13 protein-coding genes and 2 pseudogenes are annotated in these 19,074 nt (G+C 70.3%); 10 read left to right on the plus strand and 5 right to left on the minus strand.

Translation table 11 applies throughout. The features are described from left to right. The 5 genes and pseudogenes from M878_RS48280 to metG form a co-directional block, all read left to right on the plus strand. Window positions 1–257, plus strand: a pseudogene (locus M878_RS48280) (hypothetical protein); the annotation flags it as partial. A 216-nt stretch (window positions 258–473) separates the two neighbouring features. Continuing rightward, window positions 474–630, plus strand: a pseudogene (locus tag M878_RS000000100005) (endonuclease/exonuclease/phosphatase family protein); the annotation flags it as partial. A gap of 65 nt (window positions 631–695) precedes the next feature. Continuing rightward, window positions 696–2,639 carry an FUSC family protein gene (locus tag M878_RS69160; RefSeq protein ID WP_023548179.1) on the plus strand — a complete coding sequence of 648 codons (1,944 nt, stop codon included), beginning with the start codon at window positions 696–698 and terminating at the stop codon, window positions 2,637–2,639. A 73-nt stretch (window positions 2,640–2,712) separates the two neighbouring features. Continuing rightward, on the plus strand, window positions 2,713–4,524 hold the full coding sequence (locus tag M878_RS69165; protein ID WP_023548181.1) for a VWA domain-containing protein: 1,812 nt from the start codon (window positions 2,713–2,715) through the stop codon (window positions 4,522–4,524). Window positions 4,525–4,694: 170 nt separating this feature from the next. Continuing rightward, window positions 4,695–6,431, plus strand: a complete 1,737-nt coding sequence (gene metG, locus M878_RS69170; RefSeq protein ID WP_023548183.1) for a methionine--tRNA ligase — start codon at window positions 4,695–4,697, stop codon at window positions 6,429–6,431. A gap of 111 nt (window positions 6,432–6,542) precedes the next feature. Here metG and M878_RS69175 read toward each other — a convergent pair whose 3' ends face one another. Then, window positions 6,543–6,890 carry a DoxX family protein gene (locus M878_RS69175; protein ID WP_023548185.1) on the minus strand — a complete coding sequence of 116 codons (348 nt, stop codon included), beginning with the start codon at window positions 6,888–6,890 and terminating at the stop codon, window positions 6,543–6,545. 95 nt (window positions 6,891–6,985) lie between these two features. On the opposite strand from M878_RS69175, the gene M878_RS69180 reads away from it, so the two are divergent. After that, the gene (locus M878_RS69180; RefSeq protein ID WP_023548187.1) at window positions 6,986–7,693 is read left to right on the plus strand and encodes a nucleotidyl transferase AbiEii/AbiGii toxin family protein; all 708 of its coding nucleotides are present in this window, start codon (window positions 6,986–6,988) and stop codon (window positions 7,691–7,693) included. 14 nt (window positions 7,694–7,707) lie between these two features. Here M878_RS69180 and aspS read toward each other — a convergent pair whose 3' ends face one another. After that, window positions 7,708–9,471, minus strand: coding sequence for an aspartate--tRNA ligase (gene aspS, locus M878_RS69185; RefSeq protein WP_023548190.1), 1,764 nt, complete (start codon window positions 9,469–9,471; stop codon window positions 7,708–7,710). Window positions 9,472–9,691: 220 nt separating this feature from the next. On the opposite strand from aspS, the gene M878_RS69190 reads away from it, so the two are divergent. Continuing rightward, window positions 9,692–11,878 carry a SpoIIE family protein phosphatase gene (locus M878_RS69190; RefSeq protein ID WP_023548192.1) on the plus strand — a complete coding sequence of 729 codons (2,187 nt, stop codon included), beginning with the start codon at window positions 9,692–9,694 and terminating at the stop codon, window positions 11,876–11,878. Here the strand turns inward: M878_RS69190 and M878_RS69195 are convergent. The 3 genes from M878_RS69195 to M878_RS69205 all read right to left on the minus strand — a co-directional run bounded on the left by M878_RS69195 (window position 11,797) and on the right by M878_RS69205 (window position 14,388). After that, a complete protein-coding gene (locus M878_RS69195) occupies window positions 11,797–12,894 on the minus strand; it encodes an AI-2E family transporter (protein ID WP_023548193.1) in 1,098 nt (365 codons plus the stop codon). The two genes, M878_RS69190 and M878_RS69195, sit on opposite strands and share 82 nt — an antisense overlap. Window positions 12,895–13,074: 180 nt before the next feature. Then, entirely contained in the window at window positions 13,075–13,305 is a 231-nt protein-coding gene (locus M878_RS69200; protein ID WP_023548195.1) for a hypothetical protein, read from the minus strand. A gap of 240 nt (window positions 13,306–13,545) precedes the next feature. Next, on the minus strand, window positions 13,546–14,388 hold the full coding sequence (locus tag M878_RS69205) for a pirin family protein (RefSeq protein ID WP_023548197.1): 843 nt from the start codon (window positions 14,386–14,388) through the stop codon (window positions 13,546–13,548). On the opposite strand from M878_RS69205, the gene M878_RS69210 reads away from it, so the two are divergent. The 3 genes from M878_RS69210 to M878_RS97580 all read left to right on the plus strand — a co-directional run bounded on the left by M878_RS69210 (window position 14,350) and on the right by M878_RS97580 (window position 18,422). Beyond that, complete coding sequence (locus M878_RS69210; RefSeq protein ID WP_245238148.1) at window positions 14,350–16,128, plus strand: recombinase family protein; 1,779 nt, start codon at window positions 14,350–14,352, stop codon at window positions 16,126–16,128. The genes M878_RS69205 and M878_RS69210 overlap by 39 nt on opposite strands. Window positions 16,129–16,545: 417 nt before the next feature. Further along, entirely contained in the window at window positions 16,546–17,094 is a 549-nt protein-coding gene (locus tag M878_RS000000101860; protein ID WP_023548200.1) for a recombination directionality factor, read from the plus strand. A gap of 221 nt (window positions 17,095–17,315) precedes the next feature. Then, window positions 17,316–18,422: a ParB/RepB/Spo0J family partition protein gene (locus tag M878_RS97580; protein ID WP_023548202.1), complete on the plus strand. Its 1,107-nt coding sequence runs from the start codon at window positions 17,316–17,318 to the stop codon at window positions 18,420–18,422. Window positions 18,423–19,074: the final 652 nt, after the last annotated feature.

Below are 19,074 nucleotides of genomic sequence, written 5' to 3' on the forward strand. Positions count from 1 at the left end.
TCGCCGACCTGCCCGCCGACGTGCCCCACCCGGCTGCCGGCGCGGTCTACGACGCCCTCACCGGCACCCTGCGCACGGTCTCCTGGCTGCTGCTGGGCCTCGGCCTCACGGTGGCCCTCACCACCTGGCTGACCCGGTATCTGCGCGTGGGCCGTCCCGCACGGCGCCGCCGCGCCGCCGTCCCGGCGCCGACCGCGACCGCTGCTCCCGCTCGCCCTCCCACCCCGGCCGAGGAACCGACCCGAGCGCGGGTCTGACCGCGCCCGGCAGCCCGTGGTCTCCCCGCGCGCCGTCCCCAGCCTGTGGACGCGGCGCCGGGTGGATCTCCACACCCTGTGGATGCCCCCACCCTGTGGACATCCACGCCGGACCAGGCCGACCTGTAGCAGCACGAACTCGGCGGGCTCCGGGCCTTCGCGTCCGCCGCCCCCGCACCCCCGCCATCCTCGCCGGACCGGGCCGACCTATAGCAGCGCGAACTCGGCAGACCTCCAGCCCTTCACAGCCGCCGACCCCCACACCCCCGCCATCCTCGTCGGCGACGTCAACGCCACCCAGGACCACGCGGCCTTCCGCCGCATCCTCGACATCAGTCTGACCGACACCGCCCGCCTCGCCGGACACGACCGCGCCCACCAGCGAGGATGAGCGGGGGCGGACCGGAGTGAACGACGGCGAACAGCGATAATGACGGCATGTCGCGAGAGTTCCCCATCGGCCTCACCCCTCCCGACTGGCTGGTCCGGAACCTCCGCCCCGAGCAGGCCCCCGTCAACAAGGCGGCCGTGGCCCGCGCGGCCGTCGCGATGGCCCTCCCCCTGGCGATCGGCCTCGCCGCCGGCTATCCGGCGTACGGCGCCCTCGCCTCCATGGGCGCCCTGTCCGGAGTCATCGGCGACACCGCCGACGCCTACCGCATGCGCATCCTCAACATCGCCGTACCGCAGCTCTTCGGCGCGATCGGCGTGACACTGGGCACGCTGGTGTACGGCCACGGCTGGTACGCGGTGGCCGCCGTCACCGGGGTGGCACTGCTGTCCGGCATGATCTCGACGATCGGCGCCGTGGCGTCGGTCTCGGGCCTGCTCCTGCTCCTGAACTGCGTGGTGGGCGCGGGCCTCCCGCTCCCCCGGCCCTGGTGGCTGGCCCCGGCCCTGATGACGGGAGGCGGCCTCCAGGTCCTCCTCCTCGCTCTGCTGGCCTGGCCGCTGCGCTCGGGCGTGCCCGAACGCACGGCGGTGGCGGCCACCTACCGCACGGTCGCCGCGCTCCTCACCGTCTCCGGCACGGACCGCACCGAGGAGTACGAGGACGCCCGCCGCACGGTCACCCAGTCCCTCAACCAGTCCTACGACCTGATCCTGGCCCGGCGCGCCCGCCACCACGGCCGCAGCCGCGAACTCACCCGTCTCCTGGCCCAGTTGAACGCCGTCACCCCGGTGGTGGAGGCGGCCCCCGCGGCCCATCTGGCGGGCCGCCCGCTGCCCCCGCAGATCCCGGAAGCGGTCCACCACCTGGCCCAGGCGGTCGAGACGGGCTACACGGGCCCGATAGCGCTGGACCTCCCTCTCCCCACGACGGAAACGGCACGCGCGGTGGACCACGCCCTGCGCCACACGGCCGAGGTCGTCACGGCTCCCGAGGTCGACTCGCGAGGCATCGAAGACCGCCTGGGCCGCCCCGCAGCACTGGGCATCCGCACGGCCCGAGCGGCCCACAACGTGACCCTGTCGGCCAACTCCTGGCGCTACGGCCTGCGCCTGGCGGTCTGCATCGGCATCGCCCAGGCCCTGGTCTCCCTGATCCCGGTCCCGCGCTCGTACTGGGTGGCCCTGACGATCACCTTCGTCCTGAAGCCCGACTTCGGCTCAGTCTTCTCCCGCGCCCTGCTGCGCGCCGTCGGCACGGTGGCGGGCCTGGTGATCGCGGCGGTGGTCCTGGCGGAGGTACCCCTGGGCTGGTGGGACGTCCCGGCGATGCTGATCCTGGCGCCGCTGATTCCGGCGCTGACTCCGAGGGGCTACGGCTACCAAACAGCGGCGATCACCCCGGTGATCCTCCTCCTGTCGGACATCCTGAACCACCAGGGCACGGCACTGCTGCTCCCGCGCCTGACGGACTCACTCCTGGGCTGCGCGATCGCGCTGACGGCCGGCTACCTCCTGTGGCCGGAGAGCTGGCGCACCCGGGTCGGCGACGGCCTGGCCGACGCGGTGGCGGACGCGGCGGCTTACGTGGAGACGGCGTTCGACCCGGCCACCAACCCGTCGGCCCGGGCCCGTATGCGCCGCCGCCTCTACCGCGACCTCTCGGTCATCCGTACGGAGTTCCAGCGGGCCCTGACCGAACCACCGCCGACCGGGCGCCGCGCGGCTGCCTGGTGGCCGCTGGTCGTCGCGGTGGAACGCATCATCGACGCGACCACGGCGGCCCGCGTCCGTGTGAAACACGGGGCGCCGCCCCCGTCCCCGGCCGAGATCACCCAGGTGGTGCTGCAGCTCCGGGAGCTGTCGGAGGGCGTACGCGACGCCGAAACCCTGATCCCGGTCCGCACGGACCTCACCGGCCCCGCCGGTAGCGTCCTGGAACCTCTCCGCCAGGAGGTCGCCGCGGCCCGGTCGATCGCTTCCCCACACTGACCCCTTCGCTAACCTTACGTGTCCGTCCTGGCCAGGGATCAACGGGCATCAACTCACGCGAAGGGTTGCGCACATGGGCATTCTCACTCTCCTGCGGAACGCATTCGGCCGCTCACGCAAGTCACGCGCCGCCGAGGCAGAGGGTGCGGACCGCCTGCCGGCGCAGCCGACCACCCCGCAGCCGGCACCCACCACAGTCCCCGAACCCCGCCGCTCGTCCCCCGACGAACACGAACTGGTATCAGCGGCCTTCGACAACATCCACGTCCCCCACCCCACAAACCCCGCAGACCCGACAACGGAGACGCCGAAGCCCGAAACTCCGGTCACAAGCCCCGAGGCCGAGCGCCCCACCCCGCAGCCCGCCGACGAGAAGCCGACCGAGCAGAAGCCAGAAGCACAGCCCACCGACGAGGCCCCGGCCGAGAAGAAGGCGCAGACGGAGGCGCAGGCCGGCGATGAGGCCCCGGCCGAGGAGAAGCCCGAGGAGAAGCCCGAGGCGCAAGCCGACGGCGAGAAGCCGGCCGAGGCCCAGGCGGAGACGGCCAAGCAGGAACCCGAAGCGCAGGCCGGCGATGAGGAACCGGTCAAGGAGAAGGCGCAGGCGCAGGCTGACGACGAGGACCCGGCCGAGGCCCAGGCTGACGGTGAGGACCGGTTCGAGGAGAAGGCGCAGGCGCAGGTCGGCGATGAGGAACCGACCGAGGAGAAGCCCCAGGCCGAGACGTCAGTCGCGGAGAAGGCCGAGGCTGAGCAGGCCGAGCCGGACGCCGGGGAGAAGACCGAGGACAACGCCGAGCTGAAGGCCGAGGAGAAGTCCGAGGCCGAGGATGTTGTGCCGGTCGCGGAGAGGGCTGAGGCCGAGCCGGAGGCTACGGCTCAGGTAGTCGTGAACGTGGTGTCGGCCGAGGCCGATGAGACGACCGCCCCGCAAGCCGCCGACGGCGAGGACACCCCACAGGGGCCACCCGCACCCGGCAACGACACTCGCACGGGCAGTCCGGGTAGGAACGCGAAGGCCGAAAGCGAAGCCGAGGACACGGTGTCGGCCACGGCCGAAGAGACGACCGCCCCGCAAGCCGCCGACGGCGAGGACACCCCACAGGCGCCACCCGCACCCGGCAACGACACTCGCACGGGTGGTGCGGGTGGGAACACGGACGCCGAAGACGAAGCCGAGGCGAACCCGGCACCCAAGCCGGAGGCCCCCGCCCCCGCCGCGGCCACCCCCCTCACCAAGGTCAAGTCCCGCACCCCCTCCCTCACCACCGCCTACAAGGCCGCCACAGCCGCCCTCAAGAAGGCCGACCTCACCGGCACCCGAGCGAAGCTCTACCTCGTGCTGGACCGCTCCGCGAGCATGCGCCCGTACTACAAGGACGGCTCCGCCCAGGCCCTCGCCGACCAGACCCTCGCCCTCGCCGCCCACCTGGACCCCGAGGCCACGGTCCACGTCGTCTTCTTCTCCACGGAGATCGACGGCACCACCGACCTCACCCTCACCCCGGACCACGAGACGAAGATCGACGACGTCCACGCCGCCCTCGGCCGCATGGGCCGCACCAGCTACCACGCCGCCGTAGACGCCGTACTCACCCACCACGACAAGAACAGCGCCCCCGGCACCCCCGCCCTCGTCGTCTTCCAGACCGACGGCGCCCCGGACGCGAAGACCCCCGCGACCCAGTCCCTCACCGCGGCCGCGACCACGCACCCCGCCGTCTTCTTCTCCTTCGTCGCCTTCGGAGAGCACGACAACAAGGCCTTCGACTACCTCCGCAAACTGAAGACCGACAACACGGCCTTCTTCCACGCGGGCCCCACCCCCCGCGAGCTGACAGACACCGAGCTCTACGAGGGCGTACTGGCCGCTTGGCGGCCGTAACCGGTCGTAACCACCCGCCCCTCACCCCGCTCCCCACCCGGCACCCCACCGGGCCGCCCCCTTCCCACCCCGTTCCACCCAGCAAAACGGGAAGCGGGCGGCCCACCCCGGTCGGCTACGATTTCAAGGTTCGAAACCGCAGAAAAAGCAGCGACCTGGGAGCAGCCACGATGGCTCGACACCTCATCACCAGCGCCCTTCCGTACATCAACGGGATCAAGCACCTGGGCAACATGGTGGGGTCCATGCTCCCGGCGGACGTGTACTCCCGGTACCTGCGCCAGCGCGGCCACGACGTCCTCTACATCTGCGCGACGGACGAGCACGGCACCCCCGCCGAGCTGGCCGCGAAGGAGCAGGGTCTCCCGGTCGACGCGTTCTGCGCCCAGGCGCACGACGCCCAGAAGGCGGTCTACGACGGCTTCGCGCTCGCGTTCGACTACTTCGGCCGCAGCTCCTCCCCGCAGAACCGCGAGATCACCCAGCACTTCGCCCGCAAGCTGAACGAGAACGGCTTCATCGAGGAGCGGGCGATCCGCCAGGTCTACTCGCCCACCGACGGCCGCTTCCTCCCCGACCGCTACGTCGAGGGCACCTGCCCGCACTGCGGCTACGACAAGGCCCGCGGCGACCAGTGCGAGAACTGCACCCGCGTCCTGGACCCGACGGACCTGATCAACCCGCGCTCGGCGATCTCGGGCTCCACGGACCTGGAGGTCCGCGAGACCAAGCACCTCTTCCTCCTCCAGTCCAAGCTGGAGAACGAGGTCCGCGAGTGGGTCGCCCGGCACGACAAGGACTGGCCGCAGCTGGCCTCCTCCATCGCCCACAAGTGGCTGACCGAGGGCCTGCACGACCGCGCGATCACCCGTGACCTGGACTGGGGCGTCCCGGTCCCGGCCGACACCTGGCCGGAGCTGGCCGCCGAAGGCAAGGTCTTCTACGTCTGGTTCGACGCCCCGATCGAGTACATCGGCGCGACGAAGGAATGGTCGGACGCCGCGCGAGACACAGACCCGGAGAAGCGGGACTGGAAGTCCTGGTGGTACGAGGCGGACTCGGGCGAGAACCCCGTCCGCTACACGGAGTTCATGGCGAAGGACAACGTCCCCTTCCACACGGTGATGTTCCCTGCCACCGAGCTCGGCGTCCGGGAGCCCTGGAAGAAGGTCGACTACGTCAAGGCCTTCAACTGGCTGACGTACTACGGCGGGAAGTTCTCCACCTCGCAGAAGCGCGGTGTCTTCACCGACCAGGCCCTGGACATCCTCCCGGCGGACTACTGGCGCTACTTCCTCATCGCCAACGCCCCCGAATCGGACGACTCGTCCTTCACCTGGGAGCACTTCACGGCCACGGTCAACAAGGACCTCGCCGACACCCTCGGCAACTTCGTCAACCGCGTGCTGTCCTTCTCGAAGAAGCGCTTCGGCGACGAGGTCCCCGCGGGCGGCCTGCCCGGCGAGGCCGAGACCAAGCTCGGCGAGCAGATCGCCGGACTCCTCGCCGAGTACGAGGGCCACATGGAGGCGCTGCAGTTCCGCAAGGCCGCCGCGGCCCTGCGGGCCCTGTGGTCGGCCGGCAACTCCTACCTGGAGGAGAAGGCCCCTTGGCTGCAGATCAAGACCGACAAGGACGCCGCGGCCCTCACGCTGCGTACGGCGATGAACCTGATCCACCTGTACGCGGTGGTCTCCGAGCCGCTGATCCCGGCCACGGCGAAGGCGATGCGCGAGGCGTTCGCCCTGGCTGACGACACCGCCTCCTGGGTCACCACGGACGAGGCGAAGGCCCTGACCGCGGTCCCCGCCGGCACCCCGTTCACGGTTCCGCCGGTGCTGTTCGCCAAGCTGACGGACGAGGACCTGGCGGCGTACAAGGAGCGCTTCGGCGGCGAGGAGAGCTGATCGCGCAGCACTGATCCCTGATCCGTGAAGAGGCGCCGAGCCCCTGTGCTCGGCGCCTCTTCACGATCCGGTCGGCTTACTTCAGAACCCCGGCGTCCCGGACGCCCAGGCTCAGCCGGTGAACCCGAGGGCGAGCGCGCCGACCACAGGTGCGGCGTAGACGAGCGGGAACGGGATGTGCGAGTACCAGCGCGCCCGCGCCACGGTGACGGCGGCCCCGGCGAAGTAGACCACCAGCCCGGCCCCGGCCAGCATCCCGATCACCGGCACGAACAGCCCGGCCACCAGCCCCACGGCCCCGGCGGCCTTGGCCACCCCCAGCAGGGTCCACCACCCCTGCGGCACCCGGTAGTCGGTCAGCGCCTTCACGATCCACCGGGCCCGCATCAGCAACACGGCCCCGGAGAAACCGGACATCAGCGCGGCGAGCAGGGTGACGACGATCTGAGCGGTACGCATGAGAGGCTCCCATCGAGCATCGAGCGGGCGAAGAGCTACGGACACCCCTTTGAACCCCCAGCCCGCACCCGTGTGACAGGAACCCGGAAAAAATCTTGAACCTCCCCGAACCTCACCGGCGGCTGCTGGCGGACGTCGTCGCGGCGGGCGGCACGTACGGTCTGGTCCTCGCCGGCGGCTATGCCCTTCAGGCGCACGGCCTGCTGCGGCGCCCGCACGCCAATCTCGACTTCGCCACGGAGAGCGCCGAACCGATGGACCGGATCGCCGGTGTCATCGGCGCGGCCCTGGAGGCGCGCGGCCGGGCGGTGCGGGCCGGGGCCGGCACCGCGCTCACCGCCCAGCTGACGGTCACCGACCCGCCGACCGGCGAGCCCTGCGCTCTCGCGCTGCACAAAGAGGCGTTCTGGCAGCCGCCGGAGCTGACCGAGTACGGGCCGGCGCTCTCCCTGGAGGACGCCGTCGGTACGAAGATCCGGGCGCTGTACGACCGGGGCGCGGCCGTCGATCTGATCGACGCGCGGGCCGCCGCCTCGCGATTCTCGTTTCCGCGGCTGGAGGAGCTGGGGCGGCGGCATGCCCACGACCCGTTCGATCTGCCCACGCTGCAGTCCCGGCTGACGGGGACGGACTTCTACGCCGACGTGGACTTCCTCCGCTACGGCTTGACCGAGGAGCAGGTCACCGCGGTGCGCGCCTGGGCCCAGCAATGGTCCGACGACATCGCCGAGCGCCTGCTGGAAGACGGCGCGTCCCCCGACATCGAGGCGGACACGGAGTCCGGCCCCGACGCGGGGGACTGACGAACAGGGCCGTACTACTTCGGCTGCGGCTTCCTGATGTTCAGGTGCAGCTCGCGCAGGCGGGACTCCTCCAGCTCGGTCGGGGCGCCCATCATCAGGTCCTGGGCGTTGCCGTTGAGCGGGAAGGAGATGGTCTCGCGGATGTTGGGCTCGTCCGCGAGGAGCATGACGATACGGTCCACGCCCGGGGCGATGCCGCCGTGCGGCGGGGCGCCGAAGCGGAACGCGCGGAGCATGCCCGCGAACTTCTCCTCGACGGTCTCCCGGTCGTAGCCCGCGATCTCGAAGGCCTTGAGCATGATCTCCGGCTCGTGGTTCCGGATCGCGCCGGAGGACAGCTCGACGCCGTTGCAGACGATGTCGTACTGCCAGCCCAGGATGTCCAGGGGGTCCTGGGTCTGCAGGGCCTCCAGGCCGCCCTGCGGCATCGAGAAGGGGTTGTGGGAGAAGTCGATCGCGCCGGTCTCCTCGTCCTTCTCGTACATCGGGAAGTCGACGATCCAGCAGAAGCGGAAGACGTCCTCCTCGAAGTGCCCGGCGCGCTTGGCGGCTTCCACCCGCACCGCGCCCATGATCTTCGAGACCTCGTCGAAGTCGCCCGCGCCGAAGAAGACGGCGTGGCCGGAGGCCAGCGACAGCCGCTTGGTCAGCTCGGCGACGTTCTCCTCGGTGAGGAACTTCGCGATCGGGCCGGACAGCGCGCCGTCCTCGCCGACACGGACCCAGGCCAGGCCCCTCGCGCCCAGCGAGACCGCGTACTCGCCGAGCTGGTCGAAGAACTTGCGCGGCTGGTCCTGGACGGCCGGGACGGCCAGCGCACGCACGTGCTTGCCGGCGAACGCCTTGAACTCCGAGCCGTCGAAGACATCGGTGATGTCCACCAGCTCCAGCTTGGCGCGCAGATCCGGCTTGTCGGAGCCGTACTTCAGCATCGCCTCGCGGAACGGGATCCGCGGGAAGGGGGAGGTGACGTGGCGGCCGTTGCCGAACTCCTCGAACAGCTCGGTCATCAGCTGCTCGATCGGCTGGAAGACGTCCTCCTGCTCGACGAAGCTCATCTCGACGTCAAGCTGGTAGAACTCGCCCGGCGAGCGGTCGGCGCGGGCGTCCTCGTCGCGGAAGCAGGGCGCGATCTGGAAGTAGCGGTCGAAGCCGGAGATCATCAGCAGCTGCTTGAACTGCTGCGGGGCCTGCGGCAGGGCGTAGAACTTGCCCGGGTTCAGGCGGGAGGGGACGACGAAGTCACGGGCGCCCTCGGGGGAGGTCGCGGACAGGATCGGCGTCGCCATCTCGTTGAAGCCCAGCGCCGTCATCTTGTGCCGGATCGCGGAGATCACCGCCGTACGCAGCATGATGTTGCGGTGCATGCGCTCGCGGCGCAGGTCCAGGAAGCGGTACTCCAGGCGCCGCTCCTCGTTGACCCCGTCCTCGGCGTTGATGGTGAAGGGGAGCGGGGCGGCGGCGCCCAGCAGCTCGACCTCGGCCACCTCGACCTCGATCTCACCGGTCGGCAGATCGGGGTTCACGTTCTCTGTTCCACGTGAAACAACGCGGCCGTCGACGCGGACCGTGGACTCCTTGGAGATCGTGTCCAGGGCCTCGTACGCGGGCGTGCCGGGGCGGGCGACCAACTGCGTGATGCCGTAGTGATCGCGCAGATCGATGAAGAGGATGCCGCCCAGGTCGCGCCGATTGTGCAGCCAGCCGCTCAGCCGGACGTCGGTGCCGACGTCAGAGGCGCGGAGCTGGCCGCAGGTGTGGGACCTGTACCGATGCATCGTCGTTCATCGTCCTTTGCGCTTCGGGTCTGGCCGAGGTTGCTCTCCTCGGCGAGAACGGGCACGGGGCCCGGACCCATCAAGGGTACCGGGGACGCCAAGATCGGCTCCCCACCCTTTTTCCGCGCCTTCCCCTGGAGGATCCTCCGTATATCGGGGGGTACAGGATCCTCTGTTTCTACGGTGGCACCCTTCGGTCGGATCTTCATAAAGTGGGGCAATGCGCACAGGCGAGCCTCTCCCGGCCCTCGGGGACGTCCTCGCCGCCCTCGCGACCGGGCTGTGGCACTGGGACACGGCCGCCGGGATGGTCACCGTGGACGCGGAGGCGGCGCGGCTGCTCGGGCTGCCCGCGGAGGCGACCACCCTCACCGAGGCCCAGACCCGGGCCCGGCTGCACCCGGTCGACTGGAACGAGATCACCGGGGTGGTCCCGCTGGCGGTCGCCGAGGGCACGCTCGCCGAGGTACGCATCCGGATCATGGACGAGCAGGGGAACGTCCTGCGGGTCGTCCGCAGCCGCTCGAAACCGTCCTACGACCCCGAGCGGCAGGCGTACCAGCTGATCGGCACCCTCCAGGAGGTCACCGAACCGACCCCGGGCACCCGGGCCGCTCGCAGCGCGGTCACCGGCGACTGGCGGCGCTCGCGGGAGGCGTTTCTGCTGGACGCGGGCCGGGCCCTGGCGGAGGCGGAATCCACGGCGGAGGTACTGCGGGTGGCCGGCGGCCTGTCGATGCCGGGGTTCTCCCCCGACGGGCTGGTGGTCTTCGGGGTGCAGGGCGACCGGCTGACGATCATCGGCCAGCACGGGCACCAGCCCGACGACCTGGGCCCCTTCTCGAACATGGCGCTGACCACCGACTATCCGGCGGCCCAGGTCGCCCGCACGGGCCGCGCGGTCTATCTGTCCTGCCCCGAGGAGTACAAGGCCCGCTACCCGGCGACCTGGCCGCTCGCCCGGAACTTCGGCCGCAGCTCCTGGGCCTTTCTGCCGCTGACGGTGGCCGGACGCACGATGGGCGCCTGGCTGGCGGCCTTCACCTATCCGGTGGCGTTCACCCCCGACGAGCGCGCCGTCCTGGCGACGGTGGCCCGGATGCTCGCCCAGGCGCTGTCCCGGGCGGAGGTCACCGAGTCGGAGCGGGAACTGGCGGCGGGCCTGCAGCGCTCCATGCTGCCCTCGCTCGGCCCCGAGATACCCGGGATGCAGATCGCCGCCCGGTACATCCCGACCGGCGGCGGTCTCCAGGTCGGCGGCGACTGGTACGACATGATCCCGCTGCCCTCCGGCCGCATCGCGCTGGCCATGGGCGACGTACAGGGCCATGACGTACGGGCCGCGGGCCTCATGGGCCAGCTGCGCATCGCCCTGCGCGCCTACGCCTCCGAGGGCCACCGCCCGGACGCCGTGCTCTCCCGCGCCTCCCGGTTTCTGCACGGCGTCACCCATGACGACGAGATGACCGACCTCCGCTTCGCGACCTGCGTGTACGTGGAGGCCGACCCGGTGACCGGCAGGCTGGAGATCGCCCGCGCCGGGCACCCGGACCCGGCGATCCGGATGGCCGACGGCACGGTGATGATGCGGCCGACGGCGGGCGGGCTGCCACTGGGCATCGACCCGGACGCGGACTATCCGACGACCCGGTTCACGCTGGAGCCCGGCGAGACGCTGATGCTCTGCACCGACGGCCTGATCGAGACGGGCGGACACGACCTGGAGAGCGGCTGGCGACGGCTGCGCGCGATCCTGGAGGCCCATCAGTTCGATGCGGACGCCGATCTGGAGTCGCTGGCCGACGCCCTGGTGCAGGGCGTGCACGGGCCGTCCTCTCACCACACCGTCGGCCCGCTGACCGACCGGCGCGAGGACGACATCGCGCTGGTGCTGCTGTGCCGCCCGGGCGAGGGCTGCGGGTGCGGCGCCACGGTGACCGTACGGCCGCGGGTGCGGCGCACGCTGCTGTCGGTGGCGCAGGACGAGCCGGACCGGATCGCCGAGGCCCGCCAGCACCTGCGCGAGCTGCTGCACGACTGGGCCGCCGCCGAACAGGTCGACTCGGCGGTGCTGCTGGTCTCCGAGATGGTCACCAACGTCCTCGTCCACACCGACGCCGACGCGCTGCTGCTCGCCGAGGTGACCGGCGAGGCGGCGGCACGGCGGCTGCGGGTGCAGGTCACCGACGCCGGCGACGACCTCCCGCACAAGCGCCGGCCCGGCGAACTGGCCTCCTCCGGCCGCGGCCTGATGCTGATCGAGCTGCTCGCGGACGCCTGGGGGGTGGACCCGCGGGGCGAGGGCAAGAGCATATGGTTCGAGCTCTACGAGTCGGAGGGTGCCGTGGGAGGCGGTGCGGCCGGTTTCGCGGAGCCCGGGGGCGAGGAGTCGGAGGGCGCCGCGTAACGGGTCCGCAGCTCCTGTACGACCCCGAAGGCCGCCGCGGTCAGCGGTACGGCGAGGAGCATGCCGAGGATGCCCGCGACGGAGGCCCCGGCGGTGATGGCGAGCATCACCACGGCCGGATGCATCTGCACGGTGCGGCTCTGGATGACCGGCTGCAGCACATGCCCCTCCAGCACCTGCACGGCGAGCACCACCCCGAGCGCCCACAGCGCGATGACGAAGCCCCGGTCGGCGAGGGCGACGAGGATGGCCACCGCGCCCGAGATGAAGGCGCCGAGATAGGGGATGTAGGCCCCGACGAAGACGAGCGCGCCGAGCCCGATCGCGCCGGGCACCCGCAGGATCAGCAGGCCGACGGTGATGCACACGGCGTCGATGAGCGCGATGACCGTCGTCCCGCGCATGAACCCCTCCACCGCCTCGAAGGCGCGCCGGGCGATGGCCTCCAGGGTGTCGGCGGTGTTGCCGGGCGCGACCGAGCGGAGGGTCTCGACGGCCCGGTGGGAGTCGCGCAGGAAGAAGAAGACGAGCAGCAGGGCGAGCACCGCCATCGCGATGCTCTCGGCGGCGACGCTGACCCCGCTGATCACGTTGGACGCGGCCGTGCCGCCGAACTTGCTCAGCAGCTTGCGGGAGTTGGCGGCGAGGTCGTCCAGGCCGGTGCCGGCGGCCCCGAAGTGCTGGGAGAGGGACTTGGCGGCGTCCCGGAGCGAGGCGATGATCTGGTCGCCGGTGTCGATGAGCGCGGCGACGACGATGTACACGGCACCGCCGACGACGGCCACGACGGCGACACAGGTGAGCCCGGCCGCCACCGACGCCTGCACGCCGGTCCGCACGAGCCGCCGGTACAGCGGGCCGAGCAGCGCGGTACCGAGCAGGGCCAGCAGCACCGGTGTGACGGCCGTACGGAACTCGCCGCACAACCGCACCGCGACCCACACCACCCCGGCGACCAGCAGCAGCACGGCACACCAGGCGGCGACACGGCGCACGGGGTCGGGCAACAGCTGCACACGTCCAGCGGATCACGGCCGCCGGCGGGTGTCCTGCCGTACGGGGCCGGACGGGTCAGGCCCGTCGGGCTCGCGCCGTAGCCGGGGCTCCGCCTCGTCCGTCGGGCCCGGCGCAGGCGTGAGCGGCCGCCCCGGGGCGGGGGCAGCCGCTCACGCGATGACCGGTCAGGCGCTGCGGGCTCAGAGGACGCCGAGCAGGCCGTGCAGCAGACAACCGAGGCCGAGGAGGCCGCAGTTCTCGTTGCCGTTGCCGTTGCCTTCGTTACCGGCGGGGACCGTGGCCGCGCTCTGCTGGGCGGCGGCCGCCGGTACCTGGGTCTGAGCCTGGGCGGGGGCGGCCAGCGTGACACCGCCGACGGTGAGGAGGGCGCCGGCCACGGTGCATGCCATGGCTCTGCGGATGCTGCTCATATGTGTCTCCTGATCTGGTTGAGTGCGAGGTGTCGACCACCAAGGAGCGACCACTCAATGTGCGCCGTGGAACGACTGGCACATGTGTGACGCTATGGGTCCGTTCGGCCTGACGCCTTGCGGAGTTGGGCCATCCGTGTCGGCGCGCCGTCTTGCGCGGGGCACGCACGAAGCCCCGTCCGGGTGCCGGACGGGGCTTTGTGTCAACCAGTCAGCGGGGCAGTCGACGGGCTTACGGGCTCAGTGACCCCGCGGGCCGCTCTCGGTCATCCCGTGCACGGCCGGGACCGTCCCCAGGCGGCCCTTCTGGAAGTCCTCGAAGGCCTGCATCAGTTCTTCCCTGGTGTTCATGACGAACGGGCCGTAGTGCGCCATGGGCTCCCGGATGGGCTGTCCGCCGAGGAGGACGACCTCCAGGTCCGGCGTGTGGGAGTCCTGCCGCTCGGCCGCACGCACGGTCAGCGCGGATCCGGCGCCGAAGACGGCGGTCTGGCCGAGGTGGATCGGCCGGCGCTGCGCACCGACGCTGCCGCGGCCCGCGAGGACGTAGGCCAGGCCGTTGAAGTCCGCACGCCAGGGCAGGGTGACCTCGGCACCCGGGGCGATGGTCGCGTGGACCATCGCGATCGGGGTGTGCGTGATACCGGGGCCCTCGTGGCCGTCCAGTTCGCCCGCGATGACGCGCAGCAGCGCACCGCCGTCCGGCGTCGTCAGCAGCCGGACGCTGCCGCCGCGTATGTCCTGGTAGCGCGGGGCCATCATCTTGTCCTTGGCCGGGAGGTTCACCCACAGCTGCAGGCCGTGGAAGAGACCGCCGGACATGACGAGGGACTCCGGCGGGGCCTCGATGTGCAGCAGGCCCGAGCCCGCGGTCATCCACTGGGTGTCGCCGTTGGTGATGGTGCCGCCACCGCCGTTGCTGTCCTGGTGGTCGAAGATCCCGTCGATGATGTAGGTGACGGTCTCGAAGCCGCGGTGCGGGTGCCACGGGGTGCCCTTGGGTGAATCCAGTTGGGGGATTAAAAAATCAGCTAGAGTCCCCCCATGATCAGACCAGGGGTGGTGACCGGCATGGACGTCCATGCAGGGGTCTATGGACGTCAGTCCGTGGGGCGAGCCAACAAGTCCGAGGTGAGCACCGTCACGCAGCGCGAGGCGGGCGTGGCCGAGGCCGGGCGACGCGGGGCTGTCAGCATCACCGAGTACGAGGACCTCGGCATATCCGCGTTCAAGGGCGACGACCGCCCGGACTTCGACCGGCTGCTGAAGGACTGCCACGACGGCCGGATCAACCTGATCATCGTCTACTACATCAGCCGCCTGTCGCGGATGGACCCACTCGACGCCATCCCCATCGTCACGGAACTGCTCAACCTCGGCGTGACGATCGTGAGTCTCACCGAGGGCGAGTTCCGCAAGGGCAATCTGATGGACCTGATCCATCTGATCCTGCGGCTCGACGCGGCCCACAGCGAGAGCAAGAACAAGAGCGACGCGGTACGGGGCGCGAAGAAGACGGCCCGCGAGCTCGGTGGCTATCTGGGCGGCAAGCCTCCGTACGGCTTCCGCATGATCCCCGTGACACGAACGACGTCCGGCGGCAAACCCGTCGTGATCCAGCTCCTGGAACACGAACCTGACGAGGTGTGGGTCATCCAGGACATGTGGGCGCGGATCAAAGAGCACAAAGACATGCCGTACCAGCCAGGAGGCGGGCGCCGGCACCCAGGCTCTCTGACGGGTATCTGCGCCCAACTGAACGCCGACGGAGTCCCGACGAAGGGACAGCGGGTCGGCAAGAAGACGAAGGACAGCGTCTGGGACCCGAAGACCGCCATGCGCATCCTCCGGGACCCACGCATCGCGGGCTACGCGGCGACCCCCGTGTACAAGCGCCGTGAGGACGGCAAGTTGACCAGCACCATCGATTGCTACCGCATCGAGCGCGACCCCGAGACCATGAAGCCGGTCCAGGCGTACCCGCCGGTCATCTCGCCGGACGACTGGCATGAACTGCAGACATGGCTCGGCGGCAGGGGCCAGGGCAAGGGGCTGTCGCGAGGCCATGCCGTCCTCTCCGCCATGGACGTCCTGTTCTGCGATTGCGGCGCGGTGATGACGTCGCACCGCGCCACCACCCCCAACAAGGCGGCGTACCGCTGCCGCCGCCGAAGAGCGCTGCCGGGCCAGCACGAGGGCGAGTGCACCATCAGCATGCAGACCCTGGACCGGTACGTGGCGCGGCGCGTCTTCGCCCTCATCCAGACCGCCGAGGACGACTCCGAGACGGCGGTCGTCCTCGCCGAGGCTGCCCGTCGGTACGCGGCCCAGACGGAACAACCGGAGATCGTGGGCGAACGCCGCAGTCTCATCACCGAACGCGCGGATGCCAAGCATGCGCTGGAGGAGCTGTACGACCGGGAGGAAGCCGGCGATTATGACGACCCCGTCGGACGGCGCCGGTTCCGCGAGCGCAGGGAACGGCTCCTCGGTCGGATGGAGCGGGCGGAGACCCGTCTCGCCGAGTTGGAGGAAGCGGCGACGCCAACGCTCCCGATCCACCTGTGGCTTCCCTTGGGCGCGGGGGACGTAGACCCAGTGGGCGAGGGCTCGTGGTGGGAGGCGGCGACAACACAGGAGCGCCGGGACTTCGTCAAGTTGTTCGTGCGCCAGGTGACGGTCACCAAGGCATCCGGCGCGGGAAGGTCGACGCCCGTCGAGAAGCGGGCGACGGTCGAGTTCGTACGACCGGAACAGAGCGAGGGCGATGCCGCAGCGGCCGACGATTCATGGCAGAAGGAGGCATTCGTAGAAGCGATCTGACACGCCACTGAACCGAGGTGAGCGAGGGAATATACACCCACATCGCCGGTTGGGCTAACCGCCGATTCTCCGGACAATTGATGGTGTCCTCGGGGCCCCGGGCAGCCGCGTTGCTGCTCAGGCGCTCCTGCGCCCCCATCCATCAGGAGCCGTTTCTTGCACAACCCCTCGCCCGGTCCTGCCGCCACTTCGCCGACCGACGGTGATTGTTCCGGTCAGAGCCGACGGCACGGCAAAACCGCAACAAATGAATGCACCCACCCGCGCATCACTCGCCGCCAGCGACTCGGCACTCCTCGTACGTACTCACTGTCCAGGGCATCCGAGCCGGTCGTCGGTGACTGCGACTTTGGCCACGTCGTCGACGGCAAGCTGCTCGCCCGGCCGGTCTGGCGCCTACTCACGGTGTCGCCGCAGGTGGCGGAGAGCATCGCAAGCACGCTCGGAGCCGAGCCGCAGCGGCGATCGGCCAACGGCTCCGAGCAACTCGAAGTTGTAGCCGAGAAGGCCAGCCTCCGAGTCGTCATCGAGAATCCAGGCAGGCTGACGGCGCAGATGAAGCTGTGGGACTCCCGCGGCCTGGCGCACCACTGCGACGGGCGTGTGTTCCTCTCCCCGGAAGCTGACGCAGGTCACCCCTGCGGGTGCCCACCCGGCATGACCGAGCGCAGGGCACGGGCCAGGCACGGCCAGGGGCCGCAGCCAGTCACAACTCTTCTGTTCCGCCTGGCCGGATGCCCTGGCCTCGGCTCGTTCCGCTTCAGGTCCTCCTCCTGGCGCTTCGCCGAGACGGTGGAGGGGATACGCACTCAACTGGCCTCAGTGAGTGCCCCTGCCCTCTGCGACCTCGCGATCCGAACGGTTGAGTTCACCGCCCAAAACGGCCGCCAGGTCAGTTACCACAAGCCCGTCGTGAAGGTGCTCGGTCCCTGGGCGCCCAGCACTGCGATGGCTCTCGCCGCCTGAATCACGCAGCGAACGAAGCCAGCCCCGTGTAGCGGGCTCCTGCCTACGCGCAACCCAGGAGCACCACGGAGGACCGGCTTCCCCAACCCGCAGAACATCACGAAGGCCAGCTGGCCACCGCTCGGCATTCCCGGCCAACTCGCCACCCCCGCCGCATCGCCCGCAGATGGGACCCCAGCGACGCTCCCCCCTTCACCTCGCTGCCCGAGCGAGCGCTATTCATGGCCGACCTGCGGGCACGGATCAAGCGGTACATGGCGATGGCGAGCGACTACGCCGTCGTGGCCGTGACGCAGTGGGGCGCAGCGACGACAGTGCCGATAGGCCCCACTCAGTTCACCAACCTCAGCTCCGCCTCGGCTCCACATTGGCCGCAGGACACCACCAACGTGCCACCTACAATCCCATCCGAGAAGGAACCCGCCCTGAAGATCCACCCCACCGCCAGCATGTTCCCGACGCTCAGCAAGGACGAGCTGCACGACCTCGCCGAGTCCATCAAGACCGACGGCCAGCACAAGCCGATCGTCCTCGACGCCGACGGCGTCCTCCTCGACGGCCGCAACCGTCTCGCCGCCTGCGAGATCGCCGGCGTCGAGCCCCGCTTCACCACCTACACCGGCGACGACCCCACGGGAGTGATCCTCTCCCACAACCTGTACCGCCGGCACATCAGCAAAGGCCAGCAGGCGATGATCATCGCGATGGCCCGTTCCTTTTCGGAACACCCGCTGCGGCAGCAGGCCAAGCTCCACAGCATCAGCCTGACCCGTATCTCCAACGCGGCCACGGTCCTCCAGCACGCCCGCGACCTCGCCGAGCAGGTACGTGTCGGCACCCTCGGCCTCGATGCCGCCTACAGCACCGCTCTTGAGAACAAGGCCCGCGCCGCCGCGATCCAGGCCCAGCACGAGCGCCTGCGCGAGCACGCTCCCGACCTCGCCGAACAGGTCACCGAGGGCCAGCTCACTCTCGACGACGCCACGGCGGCACTCGACCAGCGGCAACACGAGGAACAGCTCCAGCAGTCCGTGAAGCACGCCGACGCTCTCCGTCTCGCCGACGGCGACCCCGCCCCGCCTCTGGTTCAGCTCGTCGAACAGGGAGAGATCACCTGGAGCGAGGCCCACGAGCGTGCCGAACAGTTCCTCGCCCACCGGCGGGACGCCATCCACCAAGCGCAGCAGGCCCTCCGGGCGATCGCCGAGAACTGGGCCGCCGTCCAACACCTCGCCACCCGACCGAACACCCCTTACGCCCGGGACGTCCTCGGCGGCCTCGCACCCGAGGCCCGCTTCCTCGCCCTGAGCCTGACCACCCTGGTCTGACTCAGCACCTCCCCTCGGGCCAGACCTAGAAGGCCGCCCCAGGGGGCGAGTACCGCAGCATGACGGGCCGGATGTGCCGTCGCCGCCGGGCACTGTGCGACGGCGTGGCGGGCGGTCCCCGCAGCCCTGGGGCTACCGGTAGTCCGGAGCGGCTTCCGGACTACCAGAGGGCCGAAGGCCATGACACGGCTGGCCGACTGATGGTGGGAGAGAAGGTGTTCGGTGCGGAGGAATTCGCTGGTGCGGCGGCTGTATTCCTATGGGGCCTTTTCCAGAGAGCGTGCTGCCATGACTCCGCTTGTGGCGGGCATTCGCCGGTTTCGGTAACCGGGGATCGTCGACTATGTTCCGCCCTGCACGGACGGCTGGCGGGGCTTGTCTCCACTCCCGGTCCGGTGTCGCACGGCCTCACACCGACACCCTGCCGATGACCTCCTGACGTGGGGTGTTGCGTTGTGGCTTCGCCACTCGCAGGACGTCAACGGCTCGCCGAAACGATCCTTCTGGCTCCGCGTGCTGGACGATTGATTTCGGCAACCGGGGATCTGGTCTTATGGTTTTGGCATTGCCGCGCAGGACGCGTTCTCCGTCAGCTGTCTGATTTCCAGGCGGGAATGCTGGACTTGTGCGGCATCGGTGTGGCTGTCTTGGC

The sequence above is a fragment of the Streptomyces roseochromogenus subsp. oscitans DS 12.976 genome, from assembly GCF_000497445.1.
Taxonomy (GTDB): domain Bacteria; phylum Actinomycetota; class Actinomycetes; order Streptomycetales; family Streptomycetaceae; genus Streptomyces; species Streptomyces oscitans.

Bases quoted from the DNA above. Each gene is read 5' to 3' on its own strand.
- metG (WP_023548183.1), top strand. From the start codon at position 4,695: ATGGCTCGACACCTCATCACCAGCGCCCTTCCGTACATCAACGGGATC.
- M878_RS69175 (WP_023548185.1), bottom strand. From the start codon at position 6,890: ATGCGTACCGCTCAGATCGTCGTCACCCTGCTCGCCGCGCTGATGTCC.
- M878_RS69200 (WP_023548195.1), bottom strand. From the start codon at position 13,305: ATGAGCAGCATCCGCAGAGCCATGGCATGCACCGTGGCCGGCGCCCTC.
- M878_RS69210 (WP_245238148.1), top strand. From the start codon at position 14,350: ATGATCAGACCAGGGGTGGTGACCGGCATGGACGTCCATGCAGGGGTC.
- M878_RS97580 (WP_023548202.1), top strand. From the start codon at position 17,316: ATGGCCGACCTGCGGGCACGGATCAAGCGGTACATGGCGATGGCGAGC.
- M878_RS69160 (WP_023548179.1), top strand. From the start codon at position 696: ATGTCGCGAGAGTTCCCCATCGGCCTCACCCCTCCCGACTGGCTGGTC.
- M878_RS69205 (WP_023548197.1), bottom strand. From the start codon at position 14,388: ATGGACGTCCATGCCGGTCACCACCCCTGGTCTGATCATGGGGGGACT.
- M878_RS69190 (WP_023548192.1), top strand. From the start codon at position 9,692: ATGCGCACAGGCGAGCCTCTCCCGGCCCTCGGGGACGTCCTCGCCGCC.
- M878_RS69165 (WP_023548181.1), top strand. From the start codon at position 2,713: ATGGGCATTCTCACTCTCCTGCGGAACGCATTCGGCCGCTCACGCAAG.
- aspS (WP_023548190.1), bottom strand. From the start codon at position 9,471: ATGCATCGGTACAGGTCCCACACCTGCGGCCAGCTCCGCGCCTCTGAC.